General features: G+C 47.6%; 17 protein-coding genes. 9 read left to right on the forward strand and 8 right to left on the reverse strand.

The window, feature by feature from the left end; translation table 11 throughout:
• Positions 1-77 precede the first annotated feature (77 nt).
• Complete coding sequence (gene ubiD / locus L5M37_RS14220; protein WP_263200920.1) at positions 78-1559, reverse strand: 4-hydroxy-3-polyprenylbenzoate decarboxylase; 1482 nt, start codon at positions 1557-1559, stop codon at positions 78-80.
• Between the two features lie 159 nt (positions 1560-1718).
• Between ubiD and L5M37_RS14225 the strand changes: the two genes are divergently transcribed.
• Together L5M37_RS14225 and L5M37_RS14230 are read left to right on the forward strand one after the other, a co-directional pair.
• Positions 1719-2528, forward strand: coding sequence for a hypothetical protein (locus tag L5M37_RS14225; protein ID WP_263200922.1), 810 nt, complete (start codon positions 1719-1721; stop codon positions 2526-2528).
• Between the two features lie 392 nt (positions 2529-2920).
• The gene (locus L5M37_RS14230) at positions 2921-4144 is read left to right on the forward strand and encodes an MFS transporter (protein WP_263200924.1); all 1224 of its coding nucleotides are present in this window, start codon (positions 2921-2923) and stop codon (positions 4142-4144) included.
• Between the two features lie 54 nt (positions 4145-4198).
• Here L5M37_RS14230 and L5M37_RS14235 read toward each other — a convergent pair whose 3' ends face one another.
• The 4 genes from L5M37_RS14235 to arfB form a co-directional block, all read right to left on the reverse strand.
• Positions 4199-4876 (reverse strand): SDR family NAD(P)-dependent oxidoreductase, encoded by a 678-nt coding sequence (locus L5M37_RS14235; RefSeq protein ID WP_263200925.1) that lies wholly within the window; start codon positions 4874-4876, stop codon positions 4199-4201.
• Between the two features lie 81 nt (positions 4877-4957).
• Complete coding sequence (gene accB / locus L5M37_RS14240) at positions 4958-5407, reverse strand: acetyl-CoA carboxylase biotin carboxyl carrier protein (RefSeq protein WP_263200926.1); 450 nt, start codon at positions 5405-5407, stop codon at positions 4958-4960.
• A 35-nt stretch (positions 5408-5442) separates the two neighbouring features.
• Positions 5443-5883, reverse strand: a complete 441-nt coding sequence (gene aroQ, locus L5M37_RS14245) for a type II 3-dehydroquinate dehydratase (RefSeq protein ID WP_028759381.1) — start codon at positions 5881-5883, stop codon at positions 5443-5445.
• 221 nt (positions 5884-6104) lie between these two features.
• Positions 6105-6536: an alternative ribosome rescue aminoacyl-tRNA hydrolase ArfB gene (arfB, locus tag L5M37_RS14250; RefSeq protein ID WP_220591225.1), complete on the reverse strand. Its 432-nt coding sequence runs from the start codon at positions 6534-6536 to the stop codon at positions 6105-6107.
• A 136-nt stretch (positions 6537-6672) separates the two neighbouring features.
• Between arfB and L5M37_RS14255 the strand changes: the two genes are divergently transcribed.
• The 6 genes from L5M37_RS14255 (at position 6673) to L5M37_RS14280 (ending at position 14302) form a co-directional block, all read left to right on the forward strand.
• On the forward strand, positions 6673-7038 hold the full coding sequence (locus L5M37_RS14255; RefSeq protein ID WP_105250333.1) for an STAS/SEC14 domain-containing protein: 366 nt from the start codon (positions 6673-6675) through the stop codon (positions 7036-7038).
• A 36-nt stretch (positions 7039-7074) separates the two neighbouring features.
• A complete protein-coding gene (locus L5M37_RS14260; RefSeq protein WP_113939200.1) occupies positions 7075-7284 on the forward strand; it encodes a DUF3012 domain-containing protein in 210 nt (69 codons plus the stop codon).
• 240 nt (positions 7285-7524) lie between these two features.
• Positions 7525-7968 (forward strand): hypothetical protein, encoded by a 444-nt coding sequence (locus L5M37_RS14265; protein ID WP_263201007.1) that lies wholly within the window; start codon positions 7525-7527, stop codon positions 7966-7968.
• A 328-nt stretch (positions 7969-8296) separates the two neighbouring features.
• A complete protein-coding gene (locus L5M37_RS14270; RefSeq protein ID WP_263200927.1) occupies positions 8297-9775 on the forward strand; it encodes a TolC family protein in 1479 nt (492 codons plus the stop codon).
• Positions 9776-9785: 10 nt separating this feature from the next.
• Positions 9786-11051 carry an efflux RND transporter periplasmic adaptor subunit gene (locus L5M37_RS14275; protein ID WP_263200928.1) on the forward strand — a complete coding sequence of 422 codons (1266 nt, stop codon included), beginning with the start codon at positions 9786-9788 and terminating at the stop codon, positions 11049-11051.
• A gap of 29 nt (positions 11052-11080) precedes the next feature.
• Positions 11081-14302, forward strand: coding sequence for an efflux RND transporter permease subunit (locus L5M37_RS14280; protein ID WP_263200929.1), 3222 nt, complete (start codon positions 11081-11083; stop codon positions 14300-14302).
• 113 nt (positions 14303-14415) lie between these two features.
• Here the strand turns inward: L5M37_RS14280 and L5M37_RS14285 are convergent, their stop codons facing one another.
• Genes L5M37_RS14285 through L5M37_RS14295 form a run of 3 tightly spaced genes read right to left on the reverse strand, consistent with a single transcriptional unit; the run spans position 14416 to position 16306 of the window.
• Positions 14416-15051, reverse strand: coding sequence for a hypothetical protein (locus L5M37_RS14285; protein WP_263200931.1), 636 nt, complete (start codon positions 15049-15051; stop codon positions 14416-14418).
• A gap of 3 nt (positions 15052-15054) precedes the next feature.
• A complete protein-coding gene (locus L5M37_RS14290; protein WP_263200933.1) occupies positions 15055-15405 on the reverse strand; it encodes an STAS-like domain-containing protein in 351 nt (116 codons plus the stop codon).
• A gap of 13 nt (positions 15406-15418) precedes the next feature.
• Positions 15419-16306: a hypothetical protein gene (locus L5M37_RS14295; RefSeq protein WP_263200934.1), complete on the reverse strand. Its 888-nt coding sequence runs from the start codon at positions 16304-16306 to the stop codon at positions 15419-15421.
• Between the two features lie 175 nt (positions 16307-16481).
• Here L5M37_RS14295 and L5M37_RS14300 point away from each other — a divergent pair, with 175 nt between their 5' ends.
• Positions 16482-16805 (forward strand): antibiotic biosynthesis monooxygenase family protein, encoded by a 324-nt coding sequence (locus tag L5M37_RS14300; protein WP_025008611.1) that lies wholly within the window; start codon positions 16482-16484, stop codon positions 16803-16805.
• The last annotated feature ends 61 nt before the right edge of the window (positions 16806-16866 follow it).

Consider the following 16866-nt stretch of genomic DNA (forward strand, 5'->3'; position numbering starts at 1 on the left):
TAGGTGTCGCTTTAGCGGCCTGTTATTGGCCTATTCTCTTGGCTTAAGCCGATATTTGAGTAACGGCTTAAGCTGAATTATAGGGTTGGGCTGTCGTCTATGCCTAACTCATCCCAGATTGAGTCGATCTTTTGTTTTACTTTTGGATCCATCACGATTGGCGTGCCCCATTCGCGGTTAGTTTCACCTTCCCACTTATTAGTGGCATCGAGTCCCATTTTTGAGCCTAAGCCCGCAACGGGTGAAGCAAAATCGAGGTAGTCGATCGGGGTGTTTTCGATCATCACAGTATCGCGTTTAGGGTCCATTCGGGTGGTGATCGCCCAGATCACATCCTGCCAGTCACGGCAGTTCACATCTTCATCCACTATGACAATAAACTTTGTGTACATAAATTGACGCAGGAAAGACCAAGCGCCCATCATCACTCGTTTGGCATGTCCCGGATATTGTTTGCGAATGGAGATCACTGCCATGCGGTACGAACAGCCCTCAGGTGGCAGATAAAAATCAACGATCTCAGGATATTGCTTACGCAAAATCGGCACAAACACTTCGTTTAATGCAACCCCCAGCATGGCGGGCTCATCCGGTGGACGGCCAGTGTAAGTGCTGTGGTAGATGGCATCTTTACGCTGAGTGATGTGGGTAACGGTAAATACTGGAAACTTATCGGTTTCGTTGTAGTAACCCGTGTGATCGCCGTAGGGGCCTTCTTCCGCCAGTTCCTCAGGATCGATATAACCTTCGAGGATGATTTCACTGGTGGCGGGCACTTCTAAATCGCAGCTTAATGCCTTACAGACTTCGGTACGTTCACCGCGCAGTAAACCGGCAAAAGCGTATTCGCTCATGGAATCGGGGACTGGGGTGACGGCGCCTAAAATGGTCACAGGATCGGCGCCGAGTGCGACCACAACCGGATAACGCTCACCGGGGAATTGTTGTTTAAAATCAGCAAAATCTAACGCGCCACCACGGTGGGATAACCAGCGCATAATCAGCTTGTTTTTACCCAGTAATTGTTGGCGATAAATGCCTAAATTCTGACGACTCTTGCGCGGGCCTTTGGTGATGGTTAAGCCCCAGGTCACCAGTGGCGCGACATCGCCCGGCCAGCAATGCTGAATAGGCAATTTAGTTAAATCGACCTCATCGCCGGTTTTGACAACCTGTTGGCAAGGGGGATTGCGCACTGTTTTTGGCGGCATATTCAAGGCTTGCTTGAACATAGGGATCTTAGCGATCGCGTCTTTAAAGCCCCGTGGTGGTTCGGGTTCTTTTAAAAAGGCTAACAGTTCGCCCACTTCTCGCAACGCTAAGGGATCGTCTTTACCGAGCGCCATGGCCACACGTTTTGGCGTACCGAACAGGTTTACCAACACGGGCATGTGATGATCTTTGGGATTTTCAAATAATAGCGCAGGGCCCTTAGCGCGTAATACGCGATCGGCGATCTCTGTCATTTCTAAATGAGGATCAACTGGGTAGCTAATGCGTTTGAGTTCGCCATTGGCTTCCAGATGATCAATAAAGCTGCGTAAATCCTTAAAACTCATGTGGAAATAGCCTCTGCAATGAAAATCCGTGTGGCGCGCACTATAGCATTTTTCTGTTTTAGGGTTAACCAATTCAGTGATCTTCAAGCTTAGGAAGCGTAAAATGGACGCCAGTAAGTCACGATTGATCTCGCTTACGCCCTTTATTTCGAGGTTTATATGAATATCCCAGTAAAGTTTACTCAAGGAAAGTGTGTTCAAAGTCAATCACATGGCGTGCTTAAGCGGCCGCTAAAGTGTTTGGTTTTGTCGCTGGCTGTGGGGATATCGCTCTTGGGCGCGCTCAGTGTGTCGACTGCGGCGGTTGCCGGAAATCGGGACCATTCGGAGCAAGGCGAGCGCCAAGGTCATCGTGATAGCCACAGCCGTGGAGAAAGTCATTACAACAATCGTCATGACAATTATTACGACAACCGCCATGTGCGCAACAATAATCGCCATTATCGTCCCTATTACCGACCTTATTACCCTTGGGGTTTAGGACTGGGTTTAGGGCTTGCAACAGGTTGGGGTTCTGGCTGGAATGTCGGTTATGGTGTGAACAGCCAATGGAATAATGATTGGGGCTGGAATACTTCGCGTGACGCTTACGCTCGAAATTACTGGAACTCGCCCTATTCGGGCATAGGCCTGTCGATTCCTATGCGCTACGATGATGAACCAGTGGCTATTTCTGCGCCTGTACGGGTCACAACCAGCATGCAATATTCTGCAAGTGAAGGCCGTATGGTATCGAGTATACCTGTAAATATGGCCGGACAATCGACTGGGCAACTGGTGTCGCAAGCTAGCAATGCCGCAAGCAAGACGGCTGCGACTCCCCGTCGACGGGCGGCGCACAGTGTGTCTAGCTTGCCGAGCAATGCCAGAATTGTGCAGCAAGATGGCCGTACACTTTACGAGTGGCAAGGCACGCTTTACGCCTACGACTGGAACAGTCAAACCTATCAAGAACAGTTAGTCAGATAGATTTACATTAGGTAAATGACTGAGAAATTGGAGCCCCTTAGTGGGCTCCAATTTATTTATCATCTTTTATTATCTTTTTATTAGTGAGTTATACCAATCACATTAAATATCTAATCAGTTCAGAGCCTCACAGGCATCTCAATCCAAGGCGCATTGACGCAGAAATGGTATTCCCTTTTAAGTCAATGCAACACGGGAGTGGGATGCCTGTGTGGCTCCCGAAGGGCGGGTTTCAACGCGCTTTATACTGCGTTTAAGGCTTTCGACAGAGCACCACTATGCCTTCAAGCCTTCGCCTTGTCTAAAGCGCGTTGAACTCCCGCTGAATGAACAGATATTTGATTCGATTGGTATTAGCTAGTTGTCGTTTTATAGCATAGCGGAGAAGAGGTTTGAATACTGTTAGAAATCAGGCTGCCCAAAACCAGCAAAAGGGCGCCAGTACATTATGGGTGTTACTTGCCTTAGCACTCGGAACATTCGCTTTAGGCACCACAGAATTTGCTTCCATGACCTTAGTGCCTTATATCGCGAGCGATTTAGGGGTAGAGGTTGCCCATGTGAGTTATGCCATCAGTGCCTATGCGCTGGGGGTTGTGGTCGGTTCGCCAATTATCATGGTGCTGGCCGTTAGGGTCAGACGGCGAACACTCTTGATTGCTTTAGCCGGGTTAATGGCGGTGGCCAATGGCTTAAGTGCGTTAGCGCCATCATTGAATTGGTTAATCTTTTTTCGTTTTCTCAGCGGCTTGCCCCACGGCGCTTATTTCGGCGTGGCTATGTTGCTCGCCGCCTCTTTAGTGCCGCCAGAAATGAAGGCCCGCGCCGTATCGCGGGTGATTATTGGCCTTACGCTGGCGACGATTATCGGTGTGCCGTTTGCGACTTGGATGGGGCAAACCGTGGGCTGGCGCTCGGGCATTGGTATAGTGGCGATTCTGGCGACCATTACCGCGATAATGGTGTATTTTTTAGCGCCCAATCAAGCCGTGCCCGCTGATGCGAGTCCCCAAAAAGAGCTACAAACCCTGAAGAATCGTGAAGTCTGGCTGACGCTCGGTATCGCGGCCATTGGCTTTGGCGGTATCTTCTGCGTGTATACCTATCTGGCTGAAACCTTAATCCAAGTGACACAAGTCGAGCCGTTTAAGATCCCAATCATGATGGCAGTATTTGGTATTGGCGCAACATTGGGCACCTTAGTTTGCGGCTGGGCGGCGGATAAGTCGGCCTTAGCGGCGGCGTTTTGGTCGTTAGTGTTAAGCACTGTGGTGTTGGCTATTTACCCGAGTTTGACCGGACATTACTGGGCGCTGATGCCCGTGGTATTTTTTGTCGGTTGTGGGTTAGGGCTTGCCACTATTGTGCAAGCCAGATTGATGGATGTGGCACCCGATGGGCAAGCCATGACAGGCGCTTTAGTGCAATGCGCCTTTAATCTTGCCAATGCAATTGGGCCTTGGGTGGGCAGTTTAGTGATACTGTCTGGACAAGGCATTGCCGCGACAGGTTATGCGGCATCTTTGTTGTCATTGGGTGGACTGCTGATGTGGTGGCTGACCCACAGAGAAAGCCGTCGCGTCGTTACCCTAAACACAGCGAACTGCGCCGACTAGTGAGTGCTAAGGAAGAGACGCAGTGGTCATATTCTGCGTCTCGAATCCGCACATTTAGCCCCTTTGTATGGTGATATCGGCGATATAACCATGCTCTGTGGCAACCAAGGCTTGTTTGAGCATGCTAGCCGCTTCATCGGCGGACATAAAGCTTGAGGTATCTAAAGCCTTACCGCTACTGGGCCAAAAGCCTGTGTCCATGCCGCCGGGATACACGGCAATCAACTTCATTGGGCTTTGTTTAAGCTCTAATCGCACCGACTCGATAAATCCCCGCACCGCCCATTTTGCCGCGCAGTAAGTGGATTCTCCCGCCTTGGCGGCCAGTGCTGCGGTGGACATGACCACAACCACAGTGACTGCTTGATCTTTATAGCGTTTCACTAATTCCCGCACTAACAAAATCGTCGAGGTGACATTGTTATTGAGTAGGTTTTGGATATCGCTCGCCCCTTGGGTTTCAATTGCACCAAAGTAGCCGCTGCCCGCACAGTGGATCACGGTTTTAGGGGCTTGCGTTAGGCCATCGAACAGGGCTTCGAGACTCGATTCACTGGCGAGATCGGCGGTGATAGCAGCGATAGTTTTGTTGGAGAAGGGCGTTAATGCATTGGCGACGGTTTGCAGGCGCTCGGCATGGCGACCTGTGAGTGTCAGTGCTTCATTCTCTTTGGCGTAGAGCGATGCGAGTGCCGCACCTAAACCACTGCTGGCGCCGGTAATTAATATCATAGTGACCTCGGTTAATGCTGTCTTGGTTTGAAAACCGCATCTTAAATCTAAGTGCGCTTCAATTCATGGGAAGGCGAGCGGTTAGATTAAGGTAAATAGTGGCTGATCGAATGCCACTTCATCGCCGTCTTTGGCCCAAATAGCGCTGACCACGCCATCGTGCTCGGCTTGGATGGGATTCATCATTCTCATCGCTTCGATAATGCAGATCACTTCACCTTGGCTCACTCGTTGACCGACTTTAACCAGCGGCACCTCATCGAGTTCTGCCGCCGCGTAAAAAGTGCCGACCATAGGTGAGACTTGTACAAAACCTTCTGTACTTGGCGAAATGCCTGTTTGCTTTGCCTGTTCACTCAAAGGCGCCACAGGTGCTCTGGGGATCGCTTGCTGTGATTGCATATTGGCTGGCATAGGGCTGTAGCGGGTGATGCGAATTGATTCTTCACCTTCTGTGATCGCCAGTTCTGCTATGTCAGATTCTTGTACTAACTCAATGAGTTTTTTAATTTTACGAAGATCCATTGCCATTTATCTGCCCTTGCAAAGCACGCTATTGAATGGGATTACTGTGGCTGGTTGAGCCGCTTAATGGCCGCCGCCAGTGCAAACTCATAACCCTGTGAACCAAAACCGCAAATCACGCCTATCGCCTTATCGGAAAAATAGGAATGGTGGCGAAAGGCTTCACGGGCGTGCACATTGGATAAATGCACTTCAAAGAACGGAATTGCCACGCCAAGCAGGGCATCACGCAGGGCGACGCTGGTATGGGTAAAGGCGGCGGGATTGATAATAATCATCTGGGCATCGGTTGCATGAATCGCATTGATTAGCTCAAATTCGGCGTTGGACTGAATATGTTCGAGCTCAACTCCCGCCAATTTTGCCTGCTGGTTTAACTCCGCCACTATGTCGGCTAAGGTTTGATGACCGTAAACGCTGGGCTCGCGGCGGCCTAAGAGGTTGAGATTGGGGCCATTGACGAGCAAAATTTTGTGACTCATTGCGCTTTCCTTTACGACATGCCTTGGGATTAATGCTGGGATTAAAGTTGGAAAAATTTATTTCAGTTTTCTACATAGGCCACTAACTTAACCTGTTCAAATCGATTTTGCATTATCCATTAGTCGATTGTGTGCGAGCTGATCATGTGCGAGCCGACTATGCCATTGAAATTCTGCGCCATTGTTGGCCAGTTTCAACTGCGGCCTAATGCTGATTAACGCTAATAATCAGTCTTTTGCTGACGCATGGCTTTAGTGGCGCCTTTTTGTTTCTTGGACTCTAATCGCCGCGTTTGGCTGCCTTTGGTGGCGCGGGTAGGAATGCGTTTTTTCTGCACTTCACCGACGCTGGCGACTAAGGCGATAAATTGCTCCAACGCCGTTTGGCGGTTGGCATCTTGGCTGCGGCTCGCTTGGCATTTAATGATGATTTTGCCGCTTTTAGTGATGCGGTGATCGGCCTTGTTGAGCAAGCGTTCTTGGTAATACTCGGGTAATGATGAGCTTTTAATATCGAAAATTAGCTGCGCAGCGGTGGACACTTTATTTAAGTGCTGACCGCCTGCGCCACTCGAACGGATAAATTGCCACTCGATTTCATTTTCCTGAAGTTCCACACGGTTTGAGATTTTTATCATGGCAAACTTAGGCATTTTTCAGCATGGATTGAGAAGCTATCAATAATCACTTATGGCTTTTCAATAGATTTGTTATCATCGGGCGTATTCTTTGCCATTGCATTGGCCAAGGCCATTGCTTGCAAAAGTGTTCTCGATTCGGAGTGCCTCTATGTTATGCCAAATCCCCGATATTGCTAAGGGTGTTATCAGTCTTTTTGCCAGTGGCCGACTATCCTCCACCGATTATCGGACCCGTTTACAGCCGGCGATTAAGAGTTATCGTAAGGATTGGGGCCAAGTTTGCCTGTATATTGAGGCAGATGTGTTACTCGAGGGCTGGGAATTTGAGTCGCTGACCGGTAGTGGTGAAGTCCAATTGCCTAATTTTGAAGCCTTAGTATTTGTGGGCGGACCTGATTGGGTGGGAAATGCGGTGCGCTTACTTGGTCCTTTTATGCAGGGCGAAGTGGCTTGGTTTCCACTCGAACAGAAAGCCAAAGCGATTGCTTGGATCACTAAGCGTTCAAATATTTAATGGTCTAATTTAGGCCATATTTACAAGGAATTAAGTATGTCATTATTGAAATCGCGCTCTTTTTCTTCACTGACAGTTTCTAAGGTCAGTGCGATTGCGTTAGTGTTGGCATTTACCGCTGGACTGAGTGCCTGCGCGCCAGAAGTGGGCAGTGATGCTTGGTGTAAACAGATGAAAAATAAGCCGTCTGGCGATTGGACTGCTAACGAAGCCGCTGATTACGCTAAGCACTGTGTATTTAAATAAGCACTGTGTATTTAAATAAGCACTGGGTATTTAAATAAGTGTTGCGTGTTTAAATAAGCACAGGGTGTTTAAGTCAGCGTTAGCCTTTAGAGATCACAGCTTGAAAGACTTTGCTTGCGAGCTGTGAACTTATGTTTATCATACGGGTCAGATGTTCCGTTATCCGTTATCCGTTATCCGTTATCCGTTATTTGCTATAGGTGATATTTGAATTCTACCGCTAAGCCATTTTTTACTCGAATGGTGACCTTACTGATAGCCATTATCGTGCTGCAATTTGCTGGCGCGAATTTGGGTGCGCATCAGTTACATGCGGGCAATGGCGCGGAAGAAGCCGACAATCATCCCCATCTGCAATTTAGCGCCCAAGTGACCACTTTGGCCCAATGTGTCGATTGCGTTTGTCCAAGCGAGCAAGCGCTAGGCTTTGCGGACTCCACGGGTGTCACCAGTAATCACGCGGGTGAAAACCAAAGCAACGGATTTCATTCCCACTTAGTGAAAACCACTGAAATACAAGATTTTGACCTATGCCTCGACTGCCAATGCCATGGCGGTCATGTGGCGTTGTTATCTCAGGTAGTGAGTCAGCCTGTACAGGCGTTAGAAAGCGTCTATCTGCCTACCGATGTATCCTATTTTCCGCCTGAAAATTTACCTAAATACCGCCCTCCTATCGCTTAATTCTCTAATATTCGGCTTATTTCTCGGTCTAGGACGATTGATTCATCTGATTGGATCTCATTCTATTTTGCCGCGTGATAAGCCCGTTATGTTCATCCCCCAAAAGATACGCTTGAACTGATGCTCGCAGCGTTAACTGTTGGAGCCGTCATTGGCTTTTTAGCCGTTACTGTATTGCTTGGCGGGATGATTCGATCGGCGCTTATTTGCCATGCCCAGAACGATATGATTGCTTTGCATTGAGCTATTTAAATGAAGCTCACATCTAGCCGTTTCGCTTTGGGCGCAAAAGTCAGCCGATCCACATTCGATATTGTTAGGATTTGCGATGAAAAAAACGATTCTCGCCCGTACGTTAGTTTGTCTGTTTAGATCGAGCTTGTTTAGCTGCGGATTAGTATTGGCCGCCGGATTGGTAGCCTTTGCCCTCGCGGCAGAAAATGACTCTCTTGAAGTCAATGTCCTTGAAGTCAAGGTCCTTGAAACCAAAGCCTCTGAAGCTAATGCCCCTGAAATCAAAGCCGCTGAAGTTGAGGCATTTAAGGCGCAATCACTGGGCTTACCCGCCAAAGAAACCGACACGGCACATGTCAACTTTGGCCTATGGTTGCCTGAGTTACTCACACAGTTCAATCAGTTACCTGAAGTTCAGGCACAGCTTGTAAGGCAGCAACAGGCCAAACTGGCCATTCAGGCGGCAGATCGCGCTGTGTATAACCCAGAACTTGGGCTTAATTATCAAAATGCTGATACAGATGCTTATAGCTTAGGGCTGAGTCAAACCCTCGATTGGGGTGACAAGCGCGGCGTGGCGACACAGCGTGCCGAGCTTGAAGCGCAAATCCTTTTAGCGGACATAGGGTTAGAGCGTAGCCAAATGTTGGCCGAACGCTTACTGGCGTTGGCAGAACAGGCGCAAAGCCGTAAGGCGCTGACCTTTGCCGAGCAGCAATTAAGGTTCACCAAGGCGCAGCTCAATATTGCTGAGCAGCGATTGGCGGCGGGGGATTTGTCCAACGTCGAGCTGCAATTGATACAACTCGAAGTCGCCTCTAATACTGCCGACTACGCCTTAGCCGAGCAGGTGGCCTTAGTGGCCGATGGCAAAGTAATTGAATTACTTGGGGATAATAATTTCGCTTTTAGTGAGTTTATCAAGGAGATCCATTTCTTTGTGACTCAGGCTAAGCAAGCGCCAGCGGCCGAGTTGGGCACCTCTAAATCAGCCTTGCCAGCACTGGCGAGTGCTTATCAGCAAGTGCTGCTCGCCAGAGTTAATGTCATGCAAGTCAAAGTGGAAGCTTCAGCTGACCCGACTATTAGCCTAGGCGCTGAAAAGGAGGGCACGGACAATAAGCTCGGTGTCGGCGTGTCGATTCCTCTACAAGTTCGCAATAACTACAGTGAGTTACAAGCAGTGGCCGATAAGGGCATCGCGATCGCGGAGCAAGGCTATCTTGCCCGTGAGCGAGTACTTACCGCCAAGCAGAAACACGTCCTCTACGCGTTACCGCGTTTACTTGAGCGTTACCAAGACTGGCGTGAGTTAGTGCAAGTGTCAGGTGCTAAAGCGGCTAAATCCTTAAGCCAACAATGGCAGGCGGGGGATGTGAGTACTAGCGAGTACTTACAGAGTCGTCGGCAGTTAGCCGCCAGTTATTTGGTGGGCTTAAACCTAGAAACGGCTATCTATCAGAGTTGGTTAACTTGGATGGGCGAAAGCGGCCAGCTTATGCCTTTTATCGAAAAGCTCAACTCAGTCCCTTCGATAACATCTAATGCCGCCGCACGCACAGTAAACCCATGAGGTCACAATAATGAATTCAAATACTCACCACGAAAATATCCTTCAACTGGATGCTGTAACGACGTCTGAAAAGCGTCGGTTTAACCTATCAAACATCGTGCTCGCATTATTCGTGCTGAGCACGCTGGCATTTCTCGCTCAGCCTGTATTGGCTGGCGGTGATCACGCCCCCGTCGCTAAGGAAAGCGGCGATTCGGTAACGCAAACGGCGTCGACGGATGAACACGGCGAACAAGCGCTGAAATTGACCGAAACGCAGCAAGCCTTGGCGGGGATTAGCTTATTACCTTTGTCGAGCGATAGCTTGAACCTCGCCAATTTGAATCTCGATATTAGGGCGACGGCGACCTTAGTGGTGGATCGCGATCGAACCGCGACCCTTGCGCCGCAGCTCGATGTGCGTGTGTTGGCGCGCCATGTGGTGCCGGGACAAGAAGTGAAAAAAGGTGAGCCTTTACTTACCTTGGGTGGCGCAGCCGTTGCGCAGGCACAGGCGGACTACATTAATGCCGCTGCCGAATGGAGTCGAGTCAAACGCATGAGTGAAGGTGCAGTTAGCGTCAGTCGGCGGATGCAGGCGCAGGTGGATGCCGAACTTAAACGGGCGATTTTAGAGGCCATTAAGATGACGCCCGCGCAAATTCGTGCACTGGAATCGACGCCTGAAGCCATAGGCAGTTATCAACTCTTAGCGCCAATTGACGGCCGAGTGCAGCAGGATATCGCCATGCTAGGTCAAGTTTTTAGCGCGGGCACACCCTTAATGCAACTGACCGATGAATCCTATTTATGGGTTGAGGCGCAGTTAACCCCAACTCAAACTACGCATATCCAGGTTGGCAGTTCAGCTTTAGTGCAAGTAGGGGATAAGACGTTGGCAGGTAAGATAATCGGTCGCTCCCATGAACTCGACAGCGTAACGCGCACCGAGCAAGTGCTGGTGAGTATGCCCAATCCTGATCATGTGTTGCATTCGGGGCAATTTGCTGAATTGTACTTTGCTGGCTCTACTACCGATCCAAACGGCAGTGGCATAGTGCTGCCCGATGCAGCGTTGACCCGTGGCGGCGATGGCGATTGGCAGATTTTTATTCAAGATGAGGATGGCTTCGAGTCCATTGAGGTAGAAGTGGTGCAGCGTCAACGTGGTCTGAGTCTAGTGCGTGGACCTGAGCTTGAAAAAGCCCAACAGGCACAGCTCAAGGTTGTGGTGGCTGGCGCGTTCTTCTTGGCATCCGAGCAGGCGAAAGCGGGCTTTGATATTCACGCCCACTAATATGAGCGCCCTTATTTTGGAGATTTTCTATGTTGCAAAAGTTAATCGAAGCCGCGATTAAAAATCGGCTGTTAGTGGTATTGGCTCTGCTCGCCGTGATTGTGGGCTGTGTGGCCATGTTACCTAAGTTGAATCTCGATGCCTTTCCTGATGTGACTAACGTGCAAGTGACCATCAATACAGCGGCCGAAGGCTTAGCTGCAGAAGAGGTGGAAAAACTTATCAGTTATCCGGTGGAATCGGCCATGTACGCCTTGCCAGCCGTGACTGAGGTGCGCTCGTTATCGCGCACTGGCTTGTCGATTGTGACTGTGGTATTTGCCGAGGGGACGGATATTTACTTCGCCCGTCAGCAAGTGTTTGAACAGTTGCAGGCGGCGCGGGAGATGATCCCAAGCGGCGTCGGAGTGCCTGAAATCGGCCCGAATACCTCGGGATTAGGGCAGATTTATCAGTATATTCTGCGCGCAGAACCTAACTCTGGTATTAATGCCGCCGAGCTGCGTAGCTTAAATGATTATCTGGTGAAGTTGATATTGATGCCCGTGGGCGGCGTGACTGAAGTCTTGTCTTTTGGTGGCGATGTGCGCCAATACCAAGTGCAGGTCGACCCGAATAAACTGCGTGCCTATGGCTTGTCGATGGCGCAGGTGACCGAAGCGCTAGAGAGCAATAACCGCAATGCTGGCGGTTGGTTTATGGACCAAGGCCAAGAGCAACTTGTGGTGCGCGGCTATGGCATGTTGCCCGCAGGAGACGCGGGATTGGCGGCGATCGCGCAGATCCCTCTGACCGAAGCCAGCGGCACGCCAGTGCGTATTGGCGATATCGCTCAGGTGGATTTCGGCAGCGAGATCCGTGTCGGGGCTGTGACTATGACGCGCCGCGATGAATCAGGCCAAGTGCAAAATCTCGGTGAAGTGGTGGCTGGTGTCGTGCTCAAACGCATGGGGGCAAACACTAAGGCGACGATTGACGATATTGGTGCACGGGTGAGCCTTATCGAGCAGGCATTGCCCGATGGCGTGTCCTTTGAGGTGTTTTACGACCAAGCGGATCTGGTCGATAAGGCTGTGACCACAGTGCGCGATGCGCTGCTAATGGCCTTTGTGTTTATCGTGGTGATCTTGGCGTTGTTCCTCGTCAATATCCGCGCGACCTTGTTGGTGTTGCTGTCGATTCCAGTGTCTATCGGGCTCGCGCTTATGGTGATGTCCTATTATGGTCTGTCGGCAAACCTGATGTCGCTCGGCGGTTTAGCTGTGGCGATTGGTATGTTAGTCGATGGCTCTGTGGTGATGGTGGAGAATATTTTCAAACACTTAACCCAACCGGATCGCCGCCATTTACCTGAGGCGAGGGCGCGTGCCGATGGTGAGGACGATCCCTATCACAGTGAGGAGGATGGCGCTAAAGTCAGTGGTGATGTCAGCGAATCGAATATGGTTATTCGGATAATGCTCGCGGCAAAAGAGGTGTGTAGTCCAATCTTCTTCGCCACCGCCATTATTATCGTCGTATTTGCGCCGCTGTTTGCACTCGAAGGCGTTGAAGGCAAGCTGTTCCAGCCGATGGCGGTCAGTATTATTTTGGCTATGATGTCGGCGTTGCTGGTGGCGCTGATTGCCGTGCCAGCCCTTGCCGTGTATCTGTTTAAGCGCGGTGTGATGCTTAAACAAAGTGTGATTTTAGCGCCACTGGATGCCGCTTATCGCAAGTTACTGACGGCAACGCTTGCTAGGCCAAAGGTGGTGATGCTCAGCGCTTTGGTGATGTTCGGCTTGAGTCTATTATTGCTACCAAGGCTGGGTACCGAATTTGTGCCTGAACTGGAGGAAGGCACGATCAACTTGAGGGTGACGCTGGCACCGACGGCGAGTTTAGGGACTTCGCTCCAAGTCGCACCTAAGCTTGAGGCTATTTTGCTAGCATTTCCCGAGGTGGAATATGCCCTGAGCCGCATTGGTGCGCCTGAGCTTGGCGGCGATCCTGAGCCTGTGAGTAATATCGAGGTTTATATTGGACTTAAGCCAATATCTGAATGGCAATCGGCAAGTTCGCGCTTAGAGCTGCAACGCCTGATGGAGGAAAAGCTCAGTGTGTTCCCTGGACTCTTGTTGACCTTTTCGCAGCCGATCGCAACTCGGGTAGATGAATTACTCTCGGGGGTAAAAGCCCAGTTAGCGATCAAAATTTTCGGCCCTGATTTAGCAGTATTGTCACAGAAAGGCCAAGCGCTCACCGATCTTGTCGCGAAAATCCCCGGTGCCGTGGATGTGTCATTAGAGCAAGTGAGCGGCGAGGCGCAATTGGTTGTGCGGCCAAAGCGCGAGTTATTGGCGCGCTACGGCATTAGTGTCGATCAAGTGATGAGCCTTGTCAGCCAAGGCATTGGCGGCGCAAGTGCAGGTCAAGTAATTGATGGCAACGCCAGATACGACATCAATGTGCGTCTCGCGGCCGAGTTTCGCACTAGCCCAGATGCGATTAAGGACTTGTTACTCAGCGGCACGAATGGCGCCACTGTGCGCTTAGGGGAAGTCGCCAGCGTTGAAGTGGAAATGGCGCCGCCGAATATTCGCCGTGACGATGTGCAGCGCCGAGTGGTAGTACAGGCCAACGTGGCGGGGCGCGATATGGGCTCGGTTGTAAAAGACATTTATGCTTTAGTGCCACAGGCGGATTTACCCGCGGGATATACAGTGATCATTGGCGGACAATATGAGAATCAGCAGCGAGCGCAGCAAAAGCTGATGCTAGTGGTGCCGATTTCTATCGCCTTGATTGCCTTGCTGTTGTACTTCTCCTTTGGTTCATTCAAGCAAGTGTTGCTCATCATGGCGAACGTGCCCTTAGCTTTAATTGGCGGCATAGTGGCCCTGTATGTCAGTGGTACTTATTTATCTGTGCCTAGCTCTATTGGCTTTATCACGCTATTTGGGGTGGCGGTGCTCAACGGTGTAGTGCTGGTGGATTCGATTAATCAGCGCAGGCAAAGCGGCGAAGCACTCTATGATTGTGTTTATGAGGGCACAGTTGGGCGTTTGCGACCCGTATTGATGACGGCACTGACCTCGGCCTTAGGCTTGATCCCGATTTTATTATCATCGGGGGTTGGCAGTGAGATCCAAAAGCCCTTGGCAGTGGTGATTATCGGTGGCTTGTTTAGCTCGACGGCGCTGACCTTACTCGTCTTGCCGACCTTGTATCGCTGGCTGTATCAAAATAGTCATACGGAAGATAAGAGTTAGATAAAAATAATAGATAACGAAAATGTAGTCTTACAGTCAAAGGCTACATTTTAAAATTGATATTTAATTAAATTTAATATCGTATTTTGACTTGATTATTTAATTTATTGCACTTAATTAAGAAATATTCTTCCTATGAAAAAATATACTGTTACAATAGTTAACCCAAACAGCGCTCCCCCAATGTTTGATAAGTAACCCTTTGTTTTACTATCAAGTAAATGTACTTTAAATCTGGCAGCATCAAGTAAAGGGCGCTTTATTGGCGTATGACTTTTCGCAAAGACAGTATGGATTTTTTTCAATAGTTCATTACATGCTCTGTGTGAATCTATTACTTTATCTCTTCTGAATGACTCATATAGTTCGTCATCATTCAATGTTTCGATATCAGGCGAAAGAGTCAGAACTTTTTTCATATTAATAATTTCAGTATTATTTAGAATTTCTAGCCCGTAATCCATTAAAATTTCATTGTATGATTTAATTCTATCGATAGCTAAAATGTTTATTTTATAGAAAATTTCTTCTTTGTTTTTATCAGTTTCATCAACAGATAGCCAATACTCTATAGTTACTTTAAGACGTTCTTCAATTATTTTCGATAATTCTGCCAATATACTTCTTGCCTCATTTCTCGAGGCGATATATTTAGTGCCATTAAAAACTACAATCCAACCAATAAAAACTAGTAACCATGATGAGAAAATAGTAAATAAAGTTCCATAAGATGCTAAGAAATCCTTCATTAATCAAGACCTCAACATTTTTTCATGTTTCTCTCTATTAGCTTCTAATAGATAATAATCTATTTCGTCTAGCAACCCAGAGTTTTTAGAGATAAAAAATATTTTATTTTTTATCTCTGAGTAGTCTATATTTTCTTTTCTAATTAAATTGGCAAAAGCTTCAACTAAAAATGATGAACCATACTCATCATTTACACCATCTAGCAATATTGATATTTTTTTTCCAGATCTTATTGCTGGAATGATATAGTTTTTACGGAATGTTTCACCGTTACCATCACCATCACTAACGTAGCGGCCGAAAGGCTCTAGTGAATAGTCTGAAACTTTTAAATAAATCATATCATCATTCATAAAAGCATCCTTCTCAATAGTAGAGAATCCACTCGATCATCGTACCATTCAATGCGTAATCTAGCATACCTGTGTCAACTTTATCATTTCCATCAATAAACTCATAGCTATACTTACCTTTCAAGCTTATAACAAAAAGTTGATCTTTTGTTGATATATTATTGAATTTTATTGGGTTTTTCATGTCGACAGAACCTTTTCCTCTCCCAAGCTCTTTTGTTGATGTGACTGACTCTATCATTGCATAGCTTATGCACTCATCATCAAAGTTATTTCTTTGATAAGGAAATGCACGCCTAATTCTTGAGGGAATACCTTCTCCTCTATCAAAAATCACTGCGGATAAATATTTACCTGATTCATCATCACCTAAATGAAAATAACACCACCATGTGATAGTTTCATTACTCATATCTTTATTGTAAGCATGATGATTGATATTTAACAGTGTCTCTCTTATCGCTGCAGTTAATTTTTTAGGTAGGTTAGACATATTGCTTCGTTGTTTAATTACAGTTAGAAGCTTCGATACATCCTGATTGTTTCCGCAAATAAAACTAGAATCATCCCATAAGTTCTCTATTTTTTTTATTCCTCCAGCTCGGATGGCTCTTGCAAAACCAGCGTTAATGAAAAGTCTTTTCATCTCAGGGTTTTTTGGCAAATTAAACTTTAGGATGTTGTTATTTTTTTCAATTTGAAAGTATGTGAAAAATGAGAACATATAGTTAGCAGCCGCCGCTGTTAATTTTATTAATTGACTGAAGTCAATGCACACCTTAATTGTATCTTTTTTGTTTGTTATGTTACTGATATTGTTGAAGAAAAATATTGTATGATTGACGTGGGCACTATCGTATAGACAGAGGTGAGTTGGCGCAGGGATGACATACTTATTCATTATTTTTTTATATAGTAAATTTAATATTATTGTACGTTTTCAAAAAAATAAAGTAAATGCTTGTTTTATGCTTCAGTTTATTCATGAGTAAATCTGTTATTTTTATATTTCTATATTTTGTAGTGTAGGCTAATCTTAAAGTCGACATTAAGGACATTCATTTCTGGAGAACATTATGATTGCGGTAATTTTTGAAGTCATCCCGACAAAGGAAGGGAAGGAAGAGTATCTGCACGTGGCGGCTGAAATGCGCCAATATTTAGAAGGCCGCAAGGGATTGATTTCGATCGAACGTTTTCAGAGCTTAACCGACGATGGCAAAGTACTGAGCCTGTCGTTCTGGGAGGATCAAGCTTCTATCACCCAATGGCGCAATCAGATGGCCCACAGCATTGCTGAGCAAACGGGTATCGTGCCCTGTTTGTTTAACTCTTATCGCATTCGGGTGGCAGAAGTAGTGCAAGATTACAGTGAAACTGTGCATGTTGAAGCTGAGTAATCACTTATCTCGCTGATGTAAAAAACAAAACCCATCTCTAGAGATGGGTTTTTTATGCGTG

This window comes from Shewanella sp. SM69 (genome assembly GCF_025653985.1).
GTDB classification, from domain to species: Bacteria; Pseudomonadota; Gammaproteobacteria; order Enterobacterales; family Shewanellaceae; genus Shewanella; species Shewanella oncorhynchi.

Coding starts and splice junctions, on each gene's coding strand:
- ubiD (WP_263200920.1), bottom strand. CDS start 1,559: ATGAGTTTTAAGGATTTACGCAGCTTTATTGATCATCTGGAAGCCAAT.
- L5M37_RS14225 (WP_263200922.1), top strand. CDS start 1,719: ATGAATATCCCAGTAAAGTTTACTCAAGGAAAGTGTGTTCAAAGTCAA.
- L5M37_RS14235 (WP_263200925.1), bottom strand. CDS start 4,876: ATGATATTAATTACCGGCGCCAGCAGTGGTTTAGGTGCGGCACTCGCA.
- accB (WP_263200926.1), bottom strand. CDS start 5,407: ATGGCAATGGATCTTCGTAAAATTAAAAAACTCATTGAGTTAGTACAA.
- aroQ (WP_028759381.1), bottom strand. CDS start 5,883: ATGAGTCACAAAATTTTGCTCGTCAATGGCCCCAATCTCAACCTCTTA.
- arfB (WP_220591225.1), bottom strand. CDS start 6,536: ATGCCTAAGTTTGCCATGATAAAAATCTCAAACCGTGTGGAACTTCAG.
- L5M37_RS14255 (WP_105250333.1), top strand. CDS start 6,673: ATGTTATGCCAAATCCCCGATATTGCTAAGGGTGTTATCAGTCTTTTT.
- L5M37_RS14260 (WP_113939200.1), top strand. CDS start 7,075: ATGTCATTATTGAAATCGCGCTCTTTTTCTTCACTGACAGTTTCTAAG.
- L5M37_RS14265 (WP_263201007.1), top strand. CDS start 7,525: ATGGTGACCTTACTGATAGCCATTATCGTGCTGCAATTTGCTGGCGCG.
- L5M37_RS14270 (WP_263200927.1), top strand. CDS start 8,297: ATGAAAAAAACGATTCTCGCCCGTACGTTAGTTTGTCTGTTTAGATCG.
- L5M37_RS14275 (WP_263200928.1), top strand. CDS start 9,786: ATGAATTCAAATACTCACCACGAAAATATCCTTCAACTGGATGCTGTA.
- L5M37_RS14280 (WP_263200929.1), top strand. CDS start 11,081: ATGTTGCAAAAGTTAATCGAAGCCGCGATTAAAAATCGGCTGTTAGTG.
- L5M37_RS14285 (WP_263200931.1), bottom strand. CDS start 15,051: ATGAAGGATTTCTTAGCATCTTATGGAACTTTATTTACTATTTTCTCA.
- L5M37_RS14290 (WP_263200933.1), bottom strand. CDS start 15,405: ATGAATGATGATATGATTTATTTAAAAGTTTCAGACTATTCACTAGAG.
- L5M37_RS14295 (WP_263200934.1), bottom strand. CDS start 16,306: ATGAATAAGTATGTCATCCCTGCGCCAACTCACCTCTGTCTATACGAT.
- L5M37_RS14300 (WP_025008611.1), top strand. CDS start 16,482: ATGATTGCGGTAATTTTTGAAGTCATCCCGACAAAGGAAGGGAAGGAA.